The organism is Streptomyces sp. NPDC056224 (genome assembly GCF_042267665.1).
In the GTDB taxonomy this organism is placed as follows: Bacteria; Actinomycetota; Actinomycetes; order Streptomycetales; family Streptomycetaceae; genus Streptomyces.
This window is the reverse complement of record NZ_JBHJTK010000011.1, coordinates 1-17932: the sequence shown is the minus strand read 5'-3', so window position 1 is coordinate 17932 and position 17932 is coordinate 1. Positions and strand designations below refer to the sequence as shown.

Annotated in this window: 22 protein-coding genes and 2 pseudogenes; 11 read left to right on the top strand and 13 right to left on the bottom strand. The window is 70.1% G+C overall.

Translation table 11 applies throughout. The annotated features are described in order from the left end of the window. Positions 1-15 precede the first annotated feature (15 nt). The 7 genes from ACFCZ1_RS16260 to ACFCZ1_RS16230 form a co-directional block, all read right to left on the bottom strand. Positions 16-543, bottom strand: coding sequence for a histidine phosphatase family protein (locus ACFCZ1_RS16260; protein WP_376678931.1), 528 nt, complete (start codon positions 541-543; stop codon positions 16-18). Continuing rightward, positions 540-1370, bottom strand: coding sequence for a hypothetical protein (locus ACFCZ1_RS16255; protein ID WP_376678930.1), 831 nt, complete (start codon positions 1368-1370; stop codon positions 540-542). Before ACFCZ1_RS16255 ends, ACFCZ1_RS16260 begins: the two co-directional genes overlap by 4 nt. Before the next feature lie 366 nt (positions 1371-1736). Continuing rightward, positions 1737-2027 (bottom strand): hypothetical protein, encoded by a 291-nt coding sequence (locus ACFCZ1_RS16250; protein WP_376678929.1) that lies wholly within the window; start codon positions 2025-2027, stop codon positions 1737-1739. Next, positions 2024-2197, bottom strand: coding sequence for a hypothetical protein (locus ACFCZ1_RS16245; RefSeq protein WP_376678928.1), 174 nt, complete (start codon positions 2195-2197; stop codon positions 2024-2026). Before ACFCZ1_RS16245 ends, ACFCZ1_RS16250 begins: the two co-directional genes overlap by 4 nt. 187 nt (positions 2198-2384) lie before the next feature. Next, positions 2385-2651, bottom strand: a complete 267-nt coding sequence (locus tag ACFCZ1_RS16240; RefSeq protein WP_376678927.1) for a hypothetical protein — start codon at positions 2649-2651, stop codon at positions 2385-2387. Between the two features lie 516 nt (positions 2652-3167). Then, on the bottom strand, positions 3168-3809 hold the full coding sequence (locus ACFCZ1_RS16235; protein ID WP_376678926.1) for a DUF305 domain-containing protein: 642 nt from the start codon (positions 3807-3809) through the stop codon (positions 3168-3170). Between the two features lie 87 nt (positions 3810-3896). Beyond that, a complete protein-coding gene (locus tag ACFCZ1_RS16230) occupies positions 3897-4349 on the bottom strand; it encodes a DUF6153 family protein (protein WP_376678925.1) in 453 nt (150 codons plus the stop codon). 31 nt (positions 4350-4380) lie between these two features. On the opposite strand from ACFCZ1_RS16230, the pseudogene ACFCZ1_RS16225 reads away from it, so the two are divergent. Next, a pseudogene (locus ACFCZ1_RS16225) lies at positions 4381-4526 on the top strand (alpha/beta hydrolase); the annotation flags it as partial. Between the two features lie 418 nt (positions 4527-4944). On the opposite strand, the gene ACFCZ1_RS16220 reads toward ACFCZ1_RS16225, so the two are convergent. After that, positions 4945-5613 (bottom strand): maleylpyruvate isomerase family mycothiol-dependent enzyme, encoded by a 669-nt coding sequence (locus tag ACFCZ1_RS16220; RefSeq protein ID WP_376678924.1) that lies wholly within the window; start codon positions 5611-5613, stop codon positions 4945-4947. 248 nt (positions 5614-5861) lie between these two features. On the opposite strand from ACFCZ1_RS16220, the gene ACFCZ1_RS16215 reads away from it, so the two are divergent. Together ACFCZ1_RS16215 and ACFCZ1_RS16210 are read left to right on the top strand one after the other, a co-directional pair. After that, positions 5862-6425, top strand: coding sequence for a GNAT family N-acetyltransferase (locus ACFCZ1_RS16215; protein ID WP_376678923.1), 564 nt, complete (start codon positions 5862-5864; stop codon positions 6423-6425). After that, positions 6422-7084: a M15 family metallopeptidase gene (locus ACFCZ1_RS16210; protein ID WP_376678922.1), complete on the top strand. Its 663-nt coding sequence runs from the start codon at positions 6422-6424 to the stop codon at positions 7082-7084. The genes ACFCZ1_RS16215 and ACFCZ1_RS16210 overlap by 4 nt, the downstream gene beginning before the upstream one ends. Before the next feature lie 301 nt (positions 7085-7385). Here ACFCZ1_RS16210 and ACFCZ1_RS16205 read toward each other — a convergent pair whose 3' ends face one another. Both ACFCZ1_RS16205 and ACFCZ1_RS16200 read right to left on the bottom strand, forming a co-directional pair. Further along, complete coding sequence (locus tag ACFCZ1_RS16205; protein ID WP_376678921.1) at positions 7386-9389, bottom strand: multicopper oxidase family protein; 2004 nt, start codon at positions 9387-9389, stop codon at positions 7386-7388. A gap of 1012 nt (positions 9390-10401) precedes the next feature. Further along, complete coding sequence (locus ACFCZ1_RS16200) at positions 10402-10527, bottom strand: hypothetical protein (protein ID WP_376678920.1); 126 nt, start codon at positions 10525-10527, stop codon at positions 10402-10404. 314 nt (positions 10528-10841) lie between these two features. Here ACFCZ1_RS16200 and ACFCZ1_RS16195 point away from each other — a divergent pair, with 314 nt between their 5' ends. The 5 genes from ACFCZ1_RS16195 (at position 10842) to ACFCZ1_RS16175 (ending at position 13049) form a co-directional block, all read left to right on the top strand. Beyond that, the gene (locus ACFCZ1_RS16195; protein ID WP_376678919.1) at positions 10842-11054 is read left to right on the top strand and encodes a hypothetical protein; all 213 of its coding nucleotides are present in this window, start codon (positions 10842-10844) and stop codon (positions 11052-11054) included. 542 nt (positions 11055-11596) lie between these two features. Further along, positions 11597-12172, top strand: a complete 576-nt coding sequence (locus ACFCZ1_RS16190) for a DUF5994 family protein (protein ID WP_376678918.1) — start codon at positions 11597-11599, stop codon at positions 12170-12172. Between the two features lie 4 nt (positions 12173-12176). Beyond that, positions 12177-12365, top strand: coding sequence for a hypothetical protein (locus ACFCZ1_RS16185; RefSeq protein WP_376678917.1), 189 nt, complete (start codon positions 12177-12179; stop codon positions 12363-12365). 94 nt (positions 12366-12459) lie between these two features. Beyond that, positions 12460-12726: a hypothetical protein gene (locus tag ACFCZ1_RS16180; protein WP_376678916.1), complete on the top strand. Its 267-nt coding sequence runs from the start codon at positions 12460-12462 to the stop codon at positions 12724-12726. A gap of 50 nt (positions 12727-12776) precedes the next feature. Further along, entirely contained in the window at positions 12777-13049 is a 273-nt protein-coding gene (locus ACFCZ1_RS16175) for a hypothetical protein (protein WP_376678915.1), read from the top strand. A 194-nt stretch (positions 13050-13243) separates the two neighbouring features. Here the strand turns inward: ACFCZ1_RS16175 and ACFCZ1_RS16170 are convergent, their stop codons facing one another. Next, the gene (locus tag ACFCZ1_RS16170) at positions 13244-13420 is read right to left on the bottom strand and encodes a hypothetical protein (protein ID WP_376678914.1); all 177 of its coding nucleotides are present in this window, start codon (positions 13418-13420) and stop codon (positions 13244-13246) included. Further along, positions 13417-13665 (bottom strand): hypothetical protein, encoded by a 249-nt coding sequence (locus ACFCZ1_RS16165; RefSeq protein WP_376678913.1) that lies wholly within the window; start codon positions 13663-13665, stop codon positions 13417-13419. Before ACFCZ1_RS16165 ends, ACFCZ1_RS16170 begins: the two co-directional genes overlap by 4 nt. Before the next feature lie 353 nt (positions 13666-14018). On the opposite strand from ACFCZ1_RS16165, the gene ACFCZ1_RS16160 reads away from it, so the two are divergent. Continuing rightward, the gene (locus ACFCZ1_RS16160) at positions 14019-15737 is read left to right on the top strand and encodes an ice-binding family protein (RefSeq protein WP_376678912.1); all 1719 of its coding nucleotides are present in this window, start codon (positions 14019-14021) and stop codon (positions 15735-15737) included. 102 nt (positions 15738-15839) lie between these two features. On the opposite strand, the gene ACFCZ1_RS16155 is transcribed toward ACFCZ1_RS16160, so the two are convergent. Then, a complete protein-coding gene (locus tag ACFCZ1_RS16155) occupies positions 15840-16340 on the bottom strand; it encodes a Scr1 family TA system antitoxin-like transcriptional regulator (RefSeq protein WP_376678911.1) in 501 nt (166 codons plus the stop codon). A 763-nt stretch (positions 16341-17103) separates the two neighbouring features. Here ACFCZ1_RS16155 and ACFCZ1_RS16150 point away from each other — a divergent pair. After that, positions 17104-17307, top strand: coding sequence for a cold-shock protein (locus ACFCZ1_RS16150; protein ID WP_376678910.1), 204 nt, complete (start codon positions 17104-17106; stop codon positions 17305-17307). A 305-nt stretch (positions 17308-17612) separates the two neighbouring features. Continuing rightward, positions 17613-17932, top strand: a pseudogene (locus ACFCZ1_RS16145) (ATP-dependent helicase); the annotation flags it as partial.

Sequence of the window (17932 nt, the reverse complement as noted above, 5' to 3'; positions counted from 1 at the left end):
GTCGGGACCGCCCCGTCAGGGGTTCGCACCGCGGGGCACGACCATGTCGGTCAGCCGGGCGGCACCAGGTTCAAGGGACGACCAGGGCCCCGGCACGCGCAGCACGGCGATCGCGGATGTCGGGAACTTCGTACGGGTCTGCTCCAGCGCGTAGCCGTCCGTCTCACTGGCAAGCAGCAGGACCAGCTCCTGCACGCCGGGGTTGTGCCCGATCAGCATCAGCGTCCGCACTTGCGCGGGGATCTCTCGTACGACGTCGAGCAACTCCCCGGCGCTCGCCCGGTAGATGCGTTCCTCGTGGATCACCGCAGTGCCGGCGTCGAACTCGGCCGCGACGAGGTCCCACGTCTGGCGGGTTCGACGGGCAGGGGAACACACGACGAGGTCGGGAACACAGTCGGCTTCGCGCAGCCAGCGGCCGGCCGCCGGGGCGTCACGGCAGCCGCGCGGGGCGAGTGGCCGCTCGGAGTCGGCCACGTCCGGCGGCCAGGCCGACTTGGCGTGCCGCAGGACGACCAGCCGCCGCAAGGTGCCCGAAGTCATGGCGTCGCCGGGTGCTGGTGGCCGACCTGGCGCGCGAGGTCCAGCCCGAGTACGCGGTCGAGAAAGGCGAACGTCTCGAACTTGGCACCGGCCGGCACATCGGCGCGCTTCGCCACGCTGACCAGCATGTCCAGGACAGCTGGGACGCCGAGATCATCGGCGAGCGCGGCATGGGCCTGTCGCAGCACGTCGGCGGGGATCGGCCTGGACGGCTCCTGTGCCCAGTCGGCCACCTGCTGCCGCCAGTGCCTCAGCATCCGCCGAGCCTCGTCGAGCGCGGCGCTGGTGACCGTGACCGGCGTGCTGTGGGCGTGGCCGAGCAACAGCATCCTCACAGCCAGCGGGTCGGTCCCCTCCGGGGCGAATGCGTCCGGGAGATCCGAGGCGAGGAGGTGGCCACGGCCTGGGACGCCCCCGTCCGGGGGTGCCGGGCTGACCTGGCCCACGTCGATCCGGACCCCGCCGACGGCGTCCTGCACGGAGGTGCCGTACGCGAGCACGTGCACGTCGGCAGCGGCGCACATCGTCTCGGTCAGATGGTGAACGCCGACGGTGGCGGGCGGGTGGATGCCGAGAACCGACATGGCCCGTTCGAGCGTCTGGGCCGGCTCAGGCGGCAGGTCCGGCGTAGCGAGGACCGTGACGGACTGCAGCCCATGCAGCTCCGCGGTGCGCGCCAGTACGTCGCCGACCAGGGGCGCCCGCAGGTGCACCGCGCCGATCCCGGTGTCGATGACCGGCAGGTGGACGCAGATGCGCAGCAGGTGGCGGTGTGCGGAGGGGATCTCCACGAGGCGGCCGGTGCGAGTGTCGGCGATACGCAGCATGATGCGGAGGCTAGTCGTGGAAACCTCCGGTACGGGGGAGGACCTGACCAGGACGCCAACGTTGTGGAATAACGCGCGTCGCACGGTCGTAGGGCGCGGGCCCCATCCGCGCCCTTGGGCGGAAGCGTCGCTCGGGCGCGCTGCTGCCAGGATTCTCACGGCGATAGGTGGCCTGTACCGCCGCGAAACATCACTGGTGCCGGAGAAGCGCCAGGGGCATACCATGATGAATGGGTCGGTGCACTCTCACGTGCAGCGCCCGGAAGGGCGGCCCCGGCGTGTGAATGTGCCGGGGCCGTTGTGGCACCCTCGTCGCGCCGCAGGGAGCAGGGCATGATCCATGGGGAGAAGATCGCCAAGCGGCCGTCACTGGGTGCGGGCAACGACCCAGGTCGGCGGTACGACCAGGACCACGGCGAGGAGCCGTGGCCTCATCCGGGGGAGCGCCTGGGTCTCGAACCACCCGCCGGACGGGAGCGTGTGGCGGCGAGCCGTACCGGGCGTCGGTTCGCCGAGTTCGGCCGGGTCGATGCCTAGGTCGGCAAGTTCGACGATCTGGTCGGCGACGGCCTTCACCTCGTCGCGGACGGTCTTCGGGTAGCTGACCTCGTCCTCGGCATGGAAGGCGTACTCCCACGCCCATCGTTCGTCGATCACTTGGCGGCCTCGCCGGCGGTACGGATACCTGCCTCGGCGGCGGCGGCGTTGCGGATGCGGCTGATCTCGGCGGCGATGCCTCTGGCCTCGCTGAGGTCGGTGACTTCGCCGGCGCCGGCCTCGAGCGCGCGGAGCCGGGCGGCGACCTCAGGGTGCCGGGCGATGGCCACCTCGACGGCCCATGCCTCGGTGAAGGTGCGGAGAGGAACGGCGGATACCTCGGCGCGCGAGCGGTGCTGGCCGCGCGGTCGCGGTCGAAGGCGGCAACCAGGTGCGGGGCGACCTGAGTGAGGGCGGCGCGAATCGCCTCGGGCTGGATGGGCGGCTGCGAGATTGCAGACGGCTGGGGCGCGGTACTCATGCGGCTTCGGCCCTCTCCTCCTGGTCCAGTTCACCCGCCCGGTAGGCGTTGGCGAGGGTGGTGACGTGCTGGCGGGACCAGCCGACGCGGCGGCCCACCGCGGCCTTCTGCCCGTAGAGGTCAGCGGAGCCGATGCGGCCCACCGCGCGATTCAGGTGCGCCTGCGCCCGGGCAAGGGCCTGCTCCGCCCGGCGGACGGCCTTGAGGGCGTCATCCAGATCGGTCTTCTCGTCGTCGGTCAGAGGGTCACTCGTGGCTCGCACAGTCCGAGCATAAACCGTCACCCGTCATTGACGCTATGGACTCCTCTCTCCGCGCTCAAGCCGGAGGAGCACTGCGCCATCCGTGAGGCACGCGGGCACCGGATACCAGGGGTCCCTCACTCCAGACAGGATCCGAGTGGGACCGGCGGCCGTGCCACAACGTGCCAGTAGGGGCGGTAAACAGCGGTCTGTAGAGGATCAGACGCGACAGCCCGACCATTGACCTTCACAGCTGTTTCCGCAGGTCAGCAGCCACGCCCACCCCGAGTGCCGGGTGATTCCCGACCTTATAGCGCGGGTTCGATTCTCGTCATCCGCTCTTGAGAGAAGGCCCAGGTCAGCGACCTGGGCCTTCGCCATTGTCTAGACCTCTTGCCTCTTGCCGAGCCCTCCGCGTGCGCTCACGCCCGTAGACGTAGGTACCTCCGGAGGCGGGGTAGCGGGGCGACAGGCGGGCAGAGGACATCACGTTGCAGGCTTCGGGCGCCGCGGTGGCCTGGTCCCGGCCGTGGTTCCCTACGATCGTTCGGCGTTGAGCATCTGCCGCATCTGGGCGATCTCGGCGGTCTGGGAGGTGATGATGTCGTCGGCCAGGGCCTTGGCCGGGCCGTAGGCGCCCTGTTGCTTCTCCGTCTTGGCCATGTCGATCGCGCCTTCGTGGTGCTCGATCATCATGGTCAGGAACATGGTGTCGAAGGCGTTGCCCCGGGTGTTGCCGAGGCGGTTCATGTCCTGGTCGTCCATCATCCCGGGCATGCCGGAGTCGTCATCGCCGTGGCCCATGCCGTCCATGCTGTGGCCGGTGGGGACCTTCTCGCCCCACGCCTTGAGCCAGCCGGACATGGTCTCGATCTCCGGGGCCTGCGCCTTCTTGATCTTTTCTGCGAGTGCCTTGACGTCGGCGGAGGCGCCGTGGGCGGCGACCATGTCGGACATCAGGATGGCCTGACGGTGGTGGGGGATCATGCCCTGCGCGAAGGTGACGTCCGCCTGGTTGTGCCGGTCTGCCTCCGGCGACGCCGGGGCGGTCGTGGTGGCGGGAACGGTACCCGCCGTGTTCGTGCTGTCGTCGCTGCCGCACGCGGCCAGGACCAGGCCGGCGGCGACCGCGGTGGCCGCCAGGGCCGCGCGGCGCGGCAGGGATCGGTTCGTGTTCATTTCGCTGAGCTCCAGTGATCGATACGGGAGAAGGGGGCTGGTCCGTCCGTGGCCGGCACCTTCGGGCGCGTGCCACAGGAGGAGCCCCTATATCCGCAGGATCTGGAGGTCGGCGAGCAAGGGCGGTGCCCGCCCTCCGGCGGGCTCGTAAGCCAGCGCGAGCGACAGCGCAGCCGGAGCGTGAGTACTGGCGCTCGGCACGCCGGTGAGGGGCGCGGTATCCGGCGCGGAGATGCCGGGGGATCCGGGCAGGGCCGCAGATGCGCACATCTGGTCCGCGTGCCCGGCGTCCCGGACCGGGCCCTGGTCCTCGTCGTCGGGGCACTGATGACGAGGGTCGGCCTGCGCTGCCGCCGCGTGGCGGGACAGGTGCTGCTCGGTGGCGCCCGTCGATGACAGCGCAGCGGCAGTGCCGAGGCCGTGCATACCGAGCAGCCCGATGACGAGTCCGAGAACGAGCAGCAGTACGAGCCGCGGCACCGGCCGGGGCTGCGGCTGCGGCTGCGGCTGCGGCTGCTTGCGGGGCTCGTGGCCGGTCACATTTCCCACCGTATGACGCACCCGTACCCGACGCAGCGCGGCCCGGGGCCGCATCCCCAACACCTGCATCCGTCTGGCCGACGACACGAGTCTGCCTCTCGCCATGCACCCGTACGCGTCCGCACGCTGGAGGGCAGCCACCTGAAGTGGCTCGTCGACCCGGCGCCGGCGGCCCGCAGCCCCGCAGCCCCGCAGCCCGGGCGAACTCGCCACGCCCGGACCCGTCCGCTCCGGCGTGATCGGACTGGTGTGAGCCGATCGGGGTGGTGGGACGAGGAACGACGCGCCCGTGCGGGGCGCGCCCACGACCGCCCCAGCACTGAGATCGGACGCCGCTCTCGGGTGACGGCCATCGCCGAGGCCGTCACCCGGCCCCCGTGCCGGTCCACGGGTGGCCGGAGCCGGCCCGGGCAGCACGTCGGAAGCCCCTCGGCTCCACGCAGCCGAGTTATCGCTGATCCCTAGGTGCTCAGCTGATCCCAAGGTGCCCATAGGACGCCGAGGGGATGTCGTCGGCGTCAAGCAAGCGGGCGACGAACGGCCGGGACAGACCCAGAAGTTCAGCCGGTCAGATTCGCCACGGAGTCGGCGGCTGTCATCCCAGGGCGAGCCAGCGAATGCCGAGCTGTTCGATCTGCGTGGCCTCTTCTTCATCCAGCGGCTCCCGGCCGCTGGCTTTGCGCAGGAAACGGGGCTGACTCCACCCCAGCGTGTCAGCGGCCGCGACGTGCTCTGCACCGAGAAGCAACTCCGTCACGGCTTCACCGGCGACCGAAGTCAGCCAGGGTTCGCGCCCGAGCGCATCAGCCAGGTCAAGGCCGTGGACGGCGACTTCCACGACTCGGGTGAGGAGAAAGTCCGACAAGAGCATGGCATCACCATGACGCGTCCGCACGGTCCGACTGACCGGTTGGATCCGGCACAACCGCTCGACTCGCCGCCAGGTCGCGGCGAAATCCTCGGCGAAGGCGGCACCGTCAGCCGACCGCGCTGCACGGTCCTGAGCCAGTGCGATCCGCGTCCCGTTGGCCTGTGGTGAAAAGCGGTCGTCCGGGCGGTAGTACTCCGCCGCGGAGATCTCCGCCTTACCGGGTGCCGGCGCGTCCAGCATGGCCGGAAGCCAGTCGATCACCACGCATACATGCCCGAGCAGGTCGAGAACGTTCCAGGGAGTGCAGCGTGTCGTGAGGTTCCACTCGGCCTCGGAGAGTCCTGATACGGCATCGGTGAGAGCCTCAGATTCCCGACGAAACGCTTCGAGCACCCGGCCTTGATTCACGCTGCGTTGCCACCCATCCTCAGTCGGGCCCCTGTTGGCCGTGCGGATGCGCTCAACGAGTCAGTCGAACCCCGTGGCGGGCGACGGCTTCTCGCTTCTCGCTTCTCGCTTCTCAGATCATCGACACGCATTCCGAAGCGGCCCCGGTTGCACTCGCCCGGAAGAGACCGTCTGGACAGGACCGGCCCATCCGCATCCGATCGCTCTCACGGCCGTGCGATAGGTTGCCCGTCATGACCGAACTCGGATCTGACGCCTGGCCACCTGCCCTGCTACGGACCGAACGGCTCGTCCTGCGCGAGTCCGGGGCCCGGGACCGTTCGGCGTTCATCGAGCTGTTCGCCTCGCCGGAGGTGGGCACCTACATCGGTGGTGCCCGACCGCGTGACGAGCTCGAACGCGCGGTGCCCGAGGTGCCCGGTCGGCGTCCTCGCTGTTTCGTGGTCGAGCTCGACGGGGCGATGATCGGCATGGTCACGCTCGACCCGCGCGACGCGGAGCGTCGGGGTCACGTCCGTCCGGAGGGCGGGGAGGCCGAGCTCGGCTACCTGTTCCTACCGGAGGCATGGGGACGCGGGTACGCCGCCGAGGCGTGCGCGGCGGCACTCGACTGGTTCGCCGACGTGCTTCCCGGCGAGCCGGTGGTGCTCACGACCCAGAGCACCAACGACCGCGCGATGCGCCTCGCGGCGAAGCTGGGGTTCACCGAGGTGGAGCGGTTCGAGGAGTGGGGCGCCGAGCACTGGTTCGGCGTGTGTTCCCCGCCCACGCCGTCCGATCGAGGCTCGGCGTCATGACCGAGATCGTGTTGATGTCGGATCCGAAGGTCGCTGCCATACCTGTCGTCGAGTCCGGTGAGCGCCTTGTGGACGTCCGCCACGGCGACTGTCTGCTCGTCGACACGCGCAAGCAGGACCCGGCGGATGCCTACGCGTACCTGCGCGAAGGCGTGCTGGAACGGCTGGTCACGGCCCAGGCGATGCTTCCGGCGGGCTTGCGGCTGCTGTTCGTCGAGGGGTACCGGCCTCCTTCCCTGCAGCGGGAGTACTTCGAGGAGTACGCCGGTCAGCTGCGAACCGCCCACCCCGACTGGTCCGCCGAGCAGCTCCATTCGGCGGCGAGCCGGTACGTGTCACCCCCCGACATCGCTCCGCACAGCGCCGGCGCGGCCGTCGACCTCACCCTGGCCGACGCCGACGGGAACGAACTGGACCTCGGCACACGCGTGAACGCCGACCCGGAGGAAAGCGCGGGGGCCTGCTACACCCATGCCGCCGACATCAGCGAGGAGGCCCGCGCCAACCGCAAGCTGCTGGGTACGGCCCTCACGGCTGCGGGGCTCGTGAACTACCCCACGGAGTGGTGGCACTGGTCCTTCGGGGACCGCTACTGGGCCTTGCTCACAGGAGCGACCGCCGCTCTCTACGGTCCGAAGAAGAGCCCCTCGCCCAGTTGACCGACCAGCCCTTCCCATCCGGACCGACCAGTGAACTGACGGCGGCGCGTCCGCCCTGGTCCTTAGACGCGGGTTCGGTTCCCGTCATCCGCTCCATGACAAAGCTCCAGTTCAGCGACCTGGGGCTCGTTTGTTGTCTAGACCCCTCGGGGCTCGCGCTGCCCTTCACGTGCTCTGAGTGCCGTAACGGGGCGTCCGTTCAACCGGGGAGGAATGCGGTGCCGGGCGCGGACCGGCCGAGGGGTCGGTCCGCAGTCGCCGGTGCGGGGCCGGGGCGGCCGCCAGACGGGTCGCCGACCTGTCAGTGGTCCTTCCTGCGGCTGCCTCCGATGTGGAGCGGCCGCATCATCTCGTTGTCCTCGTGCTCGACGATGTGGCAGTGCCAGACGAAGCGGCCAGGGTGGTCGAACCGTGCCTTCACCCGGGTGATTTCTCCCGGATAGGCGATCACGGTGTCCTTGAAGCCGAGCTCCCAGCTCTCCGGCGGAATGGGCGCCCCGTTGAACGGCTGCCGGTTCACCACCTCGAACGCCACCTCGTGGATGTGGATCGGGTGGGCGTCCACGGTGAAGTTGTGCAGCTCCCATGTTTCGGTCGCGTTCAGCCTCGGGTTCTCCGTGACCGGGTCGGCCCAGCCGAGCAACACCGGATGGCCGGCGGAGTCGACCGTCCCGAGCAGGTTCTGGACCGGCGTTCCCGGTGGCACCAGGGAGTTGCTGGAGTTCGCCTCGTTGAGGGAGAGCCGACGCGTGACGCTCGCCGAGCCGAGTGGCCTGATCCCGGGCAGCCTGAGCCGGTCCGGCGGGACGCTGGTGTCCTTGCTCGCCAGCGGGCAGACGACGAATTTCATCACCTGGCCGGTGGTGGCCGGATCCGCCACGGGGAAGGCCACGCCCGGTTCGCCCCGGCCGAAGGGTTCGTCCGCGCCCTCGTTGATGAGGTACAGCTCGGTGCCGTCCGGGATCCCGGTGAAGTCGACGATGACGTCGGCCCGCTCCGCGTTGGCCAACAGCAACCGTTCCAACTGCACCGGTGCGGGCAGGAATCCGCCTTCGTTGCCGATCTGCCAGAACGGTACGGCCGACTGGGCCGGCCGGGCGGCCGGATCGCTCGCAATCTTCAGGATGAGGAACCGGGCATTGCATCCGTTGAGGAAGCGCAGCCTGTAGCGCCGCGGTTCGACTTCGAGCTTCGGCCATGTACGGCCGTTGACCACCATGGTGTTGGCGAAGAATTCCGGGTTCCAGAAGGGGGGTACATCGGTGGTGGGAACGTACGGACCCGCGAACCCGTCGAAGAATTCCCGGCTCGTGGGGTAGAACAGCGAACCGTCCGAGTTGAACGAGCGGTCCTGGATGGCCAGGGGGATCTCGTGGTACCGGGTGCCCGGCGGATCCCCGAAGGCGGGCGCCGGTCCGGGCAGAACCCCCTCGGGCAGGTCGGAGGGGCCGCCGCGCAGCAGATAGAACCCGGCGGGTCCGGCGTAGACGTTGAGCCTGGTCAGACCCAGGGTGTGGTCGTGGAACCAGAGGGTCGACGCCCGCTGGTCGTTGGCGTACTGGAAGCTCGCGGTACCCGGGTCCCACTTCAGGCCGTGCGCATCGGCGAACTTGTCCTGGAACTCGTCGTAGAACGAGCCCACGGCGGCGAATCCGGGCGGAATGTTGTTCGCGCATGGCAGGTACCACGCTTCGGTGTAGCCGTCGCTCTCCTCGGTGGAATGCCCACCGTGCAGGTGAGTGACGATCGGCACGGGTCCGGTATACGGACCCGGCGTCGATGTGAACGTCGGCCGGGAGTCGCGCCCGGCCTTTCCGCCCGGCGGGTTCGCCCAGTGCAGGGTGGGGTCGACCGTCAGCAAGTGCGGGAGGAAACGGCCCTGGCTGTCGACGAGATCGTTCACCCAGGTGACGCGGACGGGCCGGTCGGCCCTGGCCTCGACGGTGAACGACGGGTAATTGAACGTGCTGCTGTCCTCGAGCGAGCCGTATCCCCACACGGTGGTGGACGGCAGTGTGGACGGCAATACCTGCTGGCTGAATTGCCGGACGCCGATGACGTACGTGTCGACGCCGTGTCGCTGCGTGTGCCGGACCTGCGGCATCACCGGCGGGATCACCAGGTCGGTGACGTATTTCGGGATGGCCGTGGGGTCCAGGGTGGGCACCGGGAAGGTACGGGCGGCCCCGGCCCCCGGAGCCACTGCGGTCCCGTTCGGGAGTGCCACCGCCCCGGCAGGCCCCGGAAGGGCCAGGGCCACCCCACCGACGGCCCCGGCTACGAGCAGGTCTCTTCGTGCGATCATTTCTCTCGCCTTCTGCAGCCCGAGGGCGTCGACCACTGCTCACTGAATGTTACGGCGCATGTACAATATGTAATCAATTGCTGGCCGGTCGGTGTGTCGCCGGACCGTCGGGAGAGGTCTGCGCGGGGGCCGAATTCGTCGGGCGCCGACAGATCCACCACCAGCCGCCGGGACTCGACACCGGGCCGGTAGCGGTGCAGCAGGTTGCCCGGCGGCGACATGCCGCCTCTGGAGAATCCGAGCCGTTCGAGGGCCGCGCCTGGGGTACGGGGACGTGGGCCCGGGAGCCGTCCACGGCGGGCGGGATCTTCCGCAGACCCGCAGGCCCCGCAGGCCCCGCAGGCCCCGCAGACCCGGAGGCCCGGAGGCCGCCCGGAGGCCCGTAGGTAAAGTGCTCGACGAAGAAGCACCACCTGCGGAAGAAGAGCCATGCCCCGCAAGACGGCGGCTGCTCTGCGTCTGGACGCCCTCTGCCGTTCCCATCTCCGGGACTGTCGGCGCCGGCCCTCTGCGCTTTCACCGCACACGCGCCGCAAGGCCGCCCGCTTCGAGGCCGAGCGCGGCCTGCCCAGCCGACAGCTCGAAGGCGCCATCCGCCGTTGGCGGGCCTTCGCGCGTCGTCCCGGTAAGCCGCTCTACCTGCCCAGCCCTCACCTGCCCGGTCATGACATCTGGGATGACCGCCTCCTGATCGAGCGAGCCATCGGCGCTCTCGACCGGCGAGCTGCCCGGGAGGTCGCGTCACTCGTCAAGGACCCGGACAGCGCCTTCCTGACACGCACCTTGCCCAACCCGCGAGCACCGAGGAGTTGGCCCTGGTGGCGCCGCAGATGCCAGGAGCCGGGTGAGGTCATGCTCGTCCCCTCACAGCAACGTGACCGGCCGACCGGCTCCTAGGGTCACAAGGTGCTTCGAGGTGCGTCGGACCGGGGCCCGGTCGCCGCTCACCACAACAGGGCGCCGGCGTTGCCGCCGGACGGCGGGGTGCGCAGGGGAACTCGCGCGCCCTTCGCTAGCCACAAGTGCCCTCGTGGAGCGGCAGGTTGAGCCCCGGGGCGCCACTCGACGTCGAGTGGTTGCCGCCGGTCGCCGTCACGGTGGCGCCGACGTGCCGCGCCAGGGCCGGTACCCCGGTCACGCCGGTGGGTCCACCACTGCGCAGAGGGCTGTGGTGGCCACCCTGATCACCGGCGCCCTCGCCGTCGAACCGGATGTCCAGGTGACCTCCATGCGCTCCGGCAGAGACGGGCTGGCTCCTGACGGCAGGCGGGGGTGGGGATCGGCGCCCGTCCTCGGCACCGAAGGGACGGCCCGCAGTCCGGCGTCGCCCCATCGGCGCCGGGCGTCACCCGTGCGCCCGAGTTCGCAGGCGACATGATGCAGAGGGTCACCGTGCGTGTCAGCGTGATCCGAGAGGAATCCGTACCCCACGCACGAAGAGGAGTCGCCGTCATGGAGGGTAAGCAGGACAAGCGCCACGAGCCGGGCAAGAGCCGCGAGGCGCAGGCTCACCATCGCCCCGGGGACCCCGCGCACCCCCAGCCGGGCAAGCCGTCCCGCGAGCAGGGGCAGAAGCAGGGCGAGAAGCAGGGCCAGAAGGAGACCCCGCGCCGCCTCGAGGACGACCTGATGCGCGAAGAGGACCTGCACGACGAGAACCTCTGACCAGCGCATCACCCGCCCGCCCACCGGGAGCCCGGCCGGTCCACAGGCACCCCGGCCGGCCGGGTTCCGTCACGTCCCGCCCGACGCCGCGCCGTGAGGCCCGCCCGGTCCCGATGTCACGCGTGCGCGGCCATCACGCGCCGTCCGACAGCCCCTCCCGGGAGCGCGGGGTCTCAAGCCTCAGGACGGCCGTACACGGTCTGACCGCCCGGTGGATCGCATCGCGGGGAATGGGGCAGTCGGCCGTGCGGATCCGCCCGTCTACGGGGTTCGGCAGTGCCTCGTCCCAGGTCGGCACCGATACGGACGCCGGTGCCCGGTCGGCGGCGACACGCGCGAGCCCGCCGTCGTTTCACGACACCCCTGCAGCGCGCTCCACCGCCCGCCGGAAAATACCTGGTCAACCCCGTCAGAGCCCGCGGAACAGGCGTACAGTGAATGCACCGGGAGTACTTCGCACACCGGCTTTCACGCGGGTGTCGTTTCCGGCGATCGCCTAAAAACCGGGCTGCCGACGGGCAGCCCGGGGGCAGGTCCCCATCATGACCACCACCCTCCACCGGACCGCGCCCCGCGACCTCGCCGCAGAGTTCCCGGCCCGCTTGTCCCTCACCCCCAAGACCACTCTCGCAGGCCAGCTGGACGGGGCCTGGTGGCCCTACTCCCGCGACCTCCGGGCCGAGCTCCCACCGCTCGCCGCCGCCCTGGAGGAACCCTGGGGGCGCGTCACCCGCGTCACCGTGAATCCCACCCGCTGGCCCGTCGTACCGCACATGGTTGCCGTGGACGGGCGGACGCTGCACGTGGGCTGGTTCACCGAACAGGACCCCGACAAGCTGATCCTGCTCTCCTACACCGTCGGCCGCTGGGACCTCCTCGTCATCCCGCCCGAGACCGCACCAGCAGCCGCGGCCCGGCTGATGGCCGCCGCCTCGATTCCGGGCAGCATCCTCACCGCGGGCGTCCTCATGGCCAACGAAACCGCCATCGGGCGCGGCATTCACGACGCCCGCCGCCGGGAAGCCGCTTGGGAGAGCGAAGGCGGGGCCTGCATGTCCCCGTTCGGGAGCCCCATGGGACGAAACGCCCTCCCGCCGCCCGGAAACGGCTGGAGGTGAGTTCGTGGAGACCATCGTCCTCATCGCGGTGATCGTCCTCGCGATCGCCATCGCAATGCGCTGGATCCACCTGCTGAACGCGCAGCACGACGCGCGGATCGCGGCCCACCACTTCAGCGACCCCCTGCCGAGGCCCCCGGGCCTGCCGGACGACACCCGTCGTCGAGCCCACCGGGCGGACGCCGACGGGTGAGAACGGACCTTCCTCCGACCGGGGGCAGCGGTCGGGGCGCCACGGCGCCCCGACCTGCCGGCCTCTCGCCCACCCCGAAGGGAAGCACGCCCACGTGAAGTCCACAGAGACCCGGACACCGCCCTCACCCGGACACGCCGAGGTGCGGATCATCGCGCAAACGCCCGAAGCCGCCCGGGCGGTCGCCGAGGTGCTCCGCCATTGCTTCGCCGGAGCGGAACAGCGCAGCTATCCCGGCCTCCACGGGGACACCCGCCTCCACCTCACCGTGGACACGGCAACACCCGCCGGCCCCGCCCGCTCGTGGCTGGCCGCCAGCCTGGCCCCCCTCGGCACCGGCGCCCATGCCGACGAGGTCTGAGAAGCCCCGACGGTCCCCGGAGCCCACCCCTCACCCGAAAGGACGCGGTCATGGCCACACTGCGCGAACGCAAGACCTACCGCGATCAGGTGCTCCAGGTCCTGTACGAAGCCGTCGAGGGCAACCGCCTCCTCGGCATCACCGGAACACAGCTGCGGCGCGACCTCCGGATACCGGAACAGGACCTGGCCGCGGCCTGCACCTACCTGGCGGGCGAGGGCCTGATCACTGTCGACTGGGAACCGGGCAACACCCCCGCGATGGTCACCCTCACCCATGAGGGAATCCGGCGCATGGAGGCCGAGGAGGAAGGGACCTCCTAGTACTCCAGTACGACTTCGCGATCTTGCGAGGGGCCTGACTGGTGTGACGTCGGCCGTTAGTTGGCCATTCCGATGTGTACTTGGCCGGCATCCGGCCCCGGTCGGCCGTTGATGCGTGCCGCACCAGGGGCTTGGCCATACGCACCGGGCCCTCGTCCGCACCCGCGGACTCCGAGCCCCGGTGACGACCCCTTTCACCTCGTCGAGACTCGGACGGCGGTGGAGAGCGCTACGTGCCGCCATGCGTCGAGTTCACGTCGTACGAGCTCCAGTTTCGCCTCGACGCGTGCCACCGCGTCCTCGCCCAACTGCAGGCGCAGCGGGGGCTCGGCGGTCTCGGTGACGTCGACGATGGCCTTGGCCGCCTTCACCCGTCGTTGCGGGCCAGCGCCTCGCGAACCGGTCCCGCGCCGGCGACGTAGTCGGCGATGGCGGCCGGTTCGACCTGCCTGCTGGAGCCGCTGAGGAAGTCGGTGCGCAACCCGCCCGGCTCCACGATCGTGACGCGGACGCCGAGCGGTGCCAGTTCGCCGTGAAGTGCCTCGGCGATGCCTTCGGCCGCACCCCCATCCGTGCCGACACCGTCACCGGCCGCCTGCCCGAGACGGCGTGGCACCGGGCATGGAGCAGGAGCCGGAGCGAAGGGCCCGCAGCCGCGGTGGGGGACGCCGGCGCCCCCACTGTGACGGCACGACGGTTTCGCACGGACGTACAGCCGACTCCTGACGTCACGTCACTCGCATAGACCATTTTTTCCGATTTACGGTCTATTTCTGTGAAATATGAGTGACTACTCCCGTGTGACGGCGTATCACTAGCTCGGGGAGGGGATCGCTCTCGGTCCCCTCTCAGGGGGACTTGTACGTCGGCGCACGTAGAGGGTTTGCGGCCCCGAGCCGCCATCGTCGCGGGCTCTTGGGATCTCCGTTCGGGAGGACTGAGGCCCGAAGCAACAAGAAAGGTCCTGCTATGGCATCGGATGTCATCCGGTCGGATCCACCCGACAGAAGGCATAGACGCAGTCTGTTCAAACGGGGAGCCCTCGCCCTGATCCCCGCAGCGGTCCTGGCGGCAACCCTGGTCCCGAACCTCGCCCACGCCCTGGAAGCACCCGTGGGACTGGGCACCGCCACCAACTACGCGGTCCTGGCCGGTTCAACGATCACCAACACGAACAACACCGTCATCAACGGAGACCTGGGACTCCATCCGGGCACATCGGTGACCGGCTTTCCGCCCGGCATCGTCAACGGAACGCAGCACATCACCGACGCCGCCGCCGCTCAGGCGAAGTCCGACCTCGTCATCGCCTACAACGACGCGGCAAGCCGGGGACCCGGCACCGCAACTCCGCCCGACATCGGCGGACTAACGCTGGCGCCCGGCGTCTACACGGCCTCGTCGACACTGAACCTCACCGGAACGGTGACTCTCGACGGCCAGAACAACCCCGACGCCGTCTTCATCTTCCAGATCCCCGAGACCCTGATCACGGCGCCGGGGAGCGTCGTGGCCTTCATCAACGGAGCAAATGCCTGCAACGTGTTCTGGCAGGTGGGCAGCTCCGCCACCATCGACACGACCTCCCAGTTCAAGGGCAACATCCTGGCCCTGGCGTCCATCACGCTGAACAACAGCGCGGTGCTCGAGGGCCGCGCCCTGGCGCGCAACGGCGCGGTGACGATGGACAACAACACCATTACGAGGGCGGCCTGTGCCGTTGGCCCGCCTGGACCTCCCGGACCGACGGGCTCTCCCGGCCCCACCGGCCCCACCGGCCCCCCCGGCCCGACGGGTGCCCCCGGCCCCGACGGTAGCCCCGGCCCCACCGGCAGCCCCGGCGCCCCCGGCCCGACCGGTGCCCCCGGCCCCGACGGTAGCCCCGGCGCCCCCGGCCCGACGGGTGCCCCCGGCCCCGACGGTAGCCCCGGCGCCCCCGGCCCGACGGGTGCCCCCGGCCCCGACGGTAGCCCCGGCGCCCCCGGCCCGACCGGCGCTCCCGGCCCCAGCGGCAGCCCCGGCGCCCCCGGCCCGACGGGTGCCCCCGGCCCCGACGGTAGCCCCGGCGCCCCCGGCCCCACCGGTTCCGCCGGACCCGTAGGACCCGTAGGACCCGCCGGACCCGCCGGACCCGCCGGACCTGCCGGACCCGCCGGACCTGCCGGACCCGCAGGGCCCGCCGGACCCGCAGGGCCCAAGGGGCCTCCCGGCGACAAGGGCGAACAGGGTGACTCGGGCGATCACGACCACGACCACGGTCACGGTCACGACGACGAGGGCGACGAGGGCGACGAGGGCGACGAGGGCGACGAGGGCGAGCACGGTCGAGACGACGACCACGGCAAGCCCGGCCACGGTCACCACGACCACGACCACGGCAGGCCCGGTCACGGTCACGACGGCCCCGACCAGGGCAAGCCCCCGTGGGCCGACTTCCTGCCGGGCGGCCTCGACGACGCTCTGGGCCACATCGGTCCTGGCCACACGGCCAAGAGCGTCAACTTCGCCCCCGTGAGCGCCGCCACCGGCCGCCAGGCGAAGGCGGCGTCGCCAGACCTCGCCACGACCGGCTCAAGCAGCGAGGCCGGCATCATGGCCGCCGCTGCAGCCGCGCTGGCATTCGTCGGAGGCTCGGCCCTCTTCGCCATGAAGCGGACGCGCCGAGGTACGGCAACCCGACAGGACTAGCCCGTCGCAGGCGGGACTGCCGCTCGAGCAACCACACAGGCCGTCCGGTCCGCCGTTCGATGCCTGAGCCCCTGGACACATCGTCCGGGGGCTCAGTGGCGCTCACCAGTGGTCACATACGCACTCGCCGGCGGGCCCGGCTCGCACCGGGGCAGTCGGCTCGGCACCCGGACGGGCTCGTATCGCACGGCGCTCACGGGCCCGGCAGGGACAGTGCGCGGGCATCCGGCCACGGTTCCGGCGCCGTACGCCTTGATGGCTCCCCCGATGAGACTCCGGGTATCGTCCGGCTCCAGCGCCCGGGCCTGCAAGTGCGCGTACGTGTCGTGGTGCGCACCCGGGTGTCTCGGGGCAGTTCTCGCTGCTGCGGGTCAGATGGTCCAGCTGCTCGCGCATGGCCTCGCGGCTGCCCACGACGCGCCAAAGCGCCGATTCGTCCAGCACGACCCATAAGCGCAGCGGGTTCCTCTGGGCGCGCAGCCGGTCCTGGCGCCGCATCCGCACCTCGAGGCGCGTGGCGGCCTGTTCGGCAGTGGCGTGAGGGATCGTTCCTGCGATGACCGCCCGGGCATAGGCGGGGGTCTGCAGCAGACCGGGAATCACCAGGGGCTCTTAGCACCGGATCGCTGCCGCCTCGGCCTCCAGACCGATGTAGGCGCCGTACGGGATGTCGGCGTAGGCGTTCCACCAGCCCTGCTGACCCGATTCCCTGCCCCGCGTCATGCACGATGATTCGCGCCGGACACAGGGGCGGCCTGAACTCCCTGATTACACATCCCCGGCTGACCACATTTTCCGGTTTCAATGAATACGCGCTTAAGACATCGATCGCGGCCGTCGACGAGTGCGGCTGGAACGAGTCGGCTCGCCCACCCGACACGGATGGTCGTGCCGTTCGCGCGCGGGGCTGTCGCGGCCTCCTTGCCGGGGGACCCACGCGACCACCGCGGAGTCCTGGCGCGCTGCCGACCAGTTCGGCCGGGCGCTCCTCACCCGGCCCGCAGGCTGACGTTCCGGCGAGCCGCACGCGTCGCGGGTGGTGGACAGCCTCGCTTCCGAAACGCTGCACTCGGGGTGAATCAATATCTGTGCCCGCGGTCTGAGAGTTTAATGGACCCCGCATAGAGAGTTTTCGCCGCAACGCACAGGGTGGAAATTTTCAACGCACACGAGCCACTGCACCGTGCTACTGTCGATCCCGGTTGCAGTTTTGGTACCCAAAAACTTCAGGCGCCTCCGGTCGGTTTTCCACCACCACATGGGAGCGCTTAATATTTCCGGGTCATTTTCCGGGCGGGGCATCATCGCGGCGACACGGTGTCCGTACAGTACGGATGCCGGTGTACTGCCCCAAAGGAGATATGACATGGCTGCTGGCACCGTGAAGTGGTTCAACGCGGCGAAGGGTTTCGGCTTCATCGAGCAGGAGGATGGCGGCGCTGACGTGTTCGCCCACTTCTCGAACATCGCCGCCCAGGGCTTCCGTGAGCTCCAGGAAGGCCAGAAGGTCACCTTCGACATCGCGCAGGGCCAGAAGGGCCCGACGGCCGAGAACATCCTTCCCGCCTGACGCTGACGCACAGTCCGTAGCTGGGGCCCGCATCCCTCGGGGTGCGGGCCCCAGCTGCACGCGTTTCCCGCAGTGATTTCACCTTCGGGAACAAGATCTTCAGAGGTGCCGCCTCCTCGGAGCCGGAACCGTCGATGTGCCGGATTCACTCCGTGCGACATCACCCATTTCAGCGCTTGCGCCGACACGATTTCTCGTTCGCCAAGGCCGCTTGCGCAATTCATTCGGCCCGTTCTTGTGATTCCCCGCACTGTTCTTCTGTTGCGGGAATTCCTTGATGCGCGCCGTATCAAGGAAGGTTCTGAATGAACCCCACACGTACGAACAACCGCTCCTCGCGTACCCGCAGCCGCACCGGCGGCCCCGCTTTCGGCTCCGGATCCGGTGCGGGCCGAGCCAGCCGCTTCGGTTCATCCACCCCGAGCCGTTCGGGAGCCCCGAGCCGTTCGGCAGCTCCGAGCCGTTCGGGCGGCTACGGCCGGCGCCCCGCCGCGCTGCAGGGTGAGTTCGCCCTGCCGAAGACGATCACTCCCGGGCTGCCCGCCGTCGATGCCTTCGCGGATCTCGACATGCCTGCGGAACTGCTGGCCGCGCTCGGCTCCGAGGGCGTGAGCGTGCCCTTCCC

Coding starts and splice junctions, on each gene's coding strand:
- ACFCZ1_RS16255 (WP_376678930.1), bottom strand. CDS start 1,370: ATGCTGCGTATCGCCGACACTCGCACCGGCCGCCTCGTGGAGATCCCC.
- ACFCZ1_RS16210 (WP_376678922.1), top strand. CDS start 6,422: ATGACCGAGATCGTGTTGATGTCGGATCCGAAGGTCGCTGCCATACCT.
- ACFCZ1_RS16160 (WP_376678912.1), top strand. CDS start 14,019: ATGGCATCGGATGTCATCCGGTCGGATCCACCCGACAGAAGGCATAGA.
- ACFCZ1_RS16195 (WP_376678919.1), top strand. CDS start 10,842: ATGGAGGGTAAGCAGGACAAGCGCCACGAGCCGGGCAAGAGCCGCGAG.
- ACFCZ1_RS16215 (WP_376678923.1), top strand. CDS start 5,862: ATGACCGAACTCGGATCTGACGCCTGGCCACCTGCCCTGCTACGGACC.
- ACFCZ1_RS16150 (WP_376678910.1), top strand. CDS start 17,104: ATGGCTGCTGGCACCGTGAAGTGGTTCAACGCGGCGAAGGGTTTCGGC.
- ACFCZ1_RS16190 (WP_376678918.1), top strand. CDS start 11,597: ATGACCACCACCCTCCACCGGACCGCGCCCCGCGACCTCGCCGCAGAG.
- ACFCZ1_RS16175 (WP_376678915.1), top strand. CDS start 12,777: ATGGCCACACTGCGCGAACGCAAGACCTACCGCGATCAGGTGCTCCAG.
- ACFCZ1_RS16260 (WP_376678931.1), bottom strand. CDS start 543: ATGACTTCGGGCACCTTGCGGCGGCTGGTCGTCCTGCGGCACGCCAAG.
- ACFCZ1_RS16235 (WP_376678926.1), bottom strand. CDS start 3,809: ATGAACACGAACCGATCCCTGCCGCGCCGCGCGGCCCTGGCGGCCACC.
- ACFCZ1_RS16205 (WP_376678921.1), bottom strand. CDS start 9,389: ATGATCGCACGAAGAGACCTGCTCGTAGCCGGGGCCGTCGGTGGGGTG.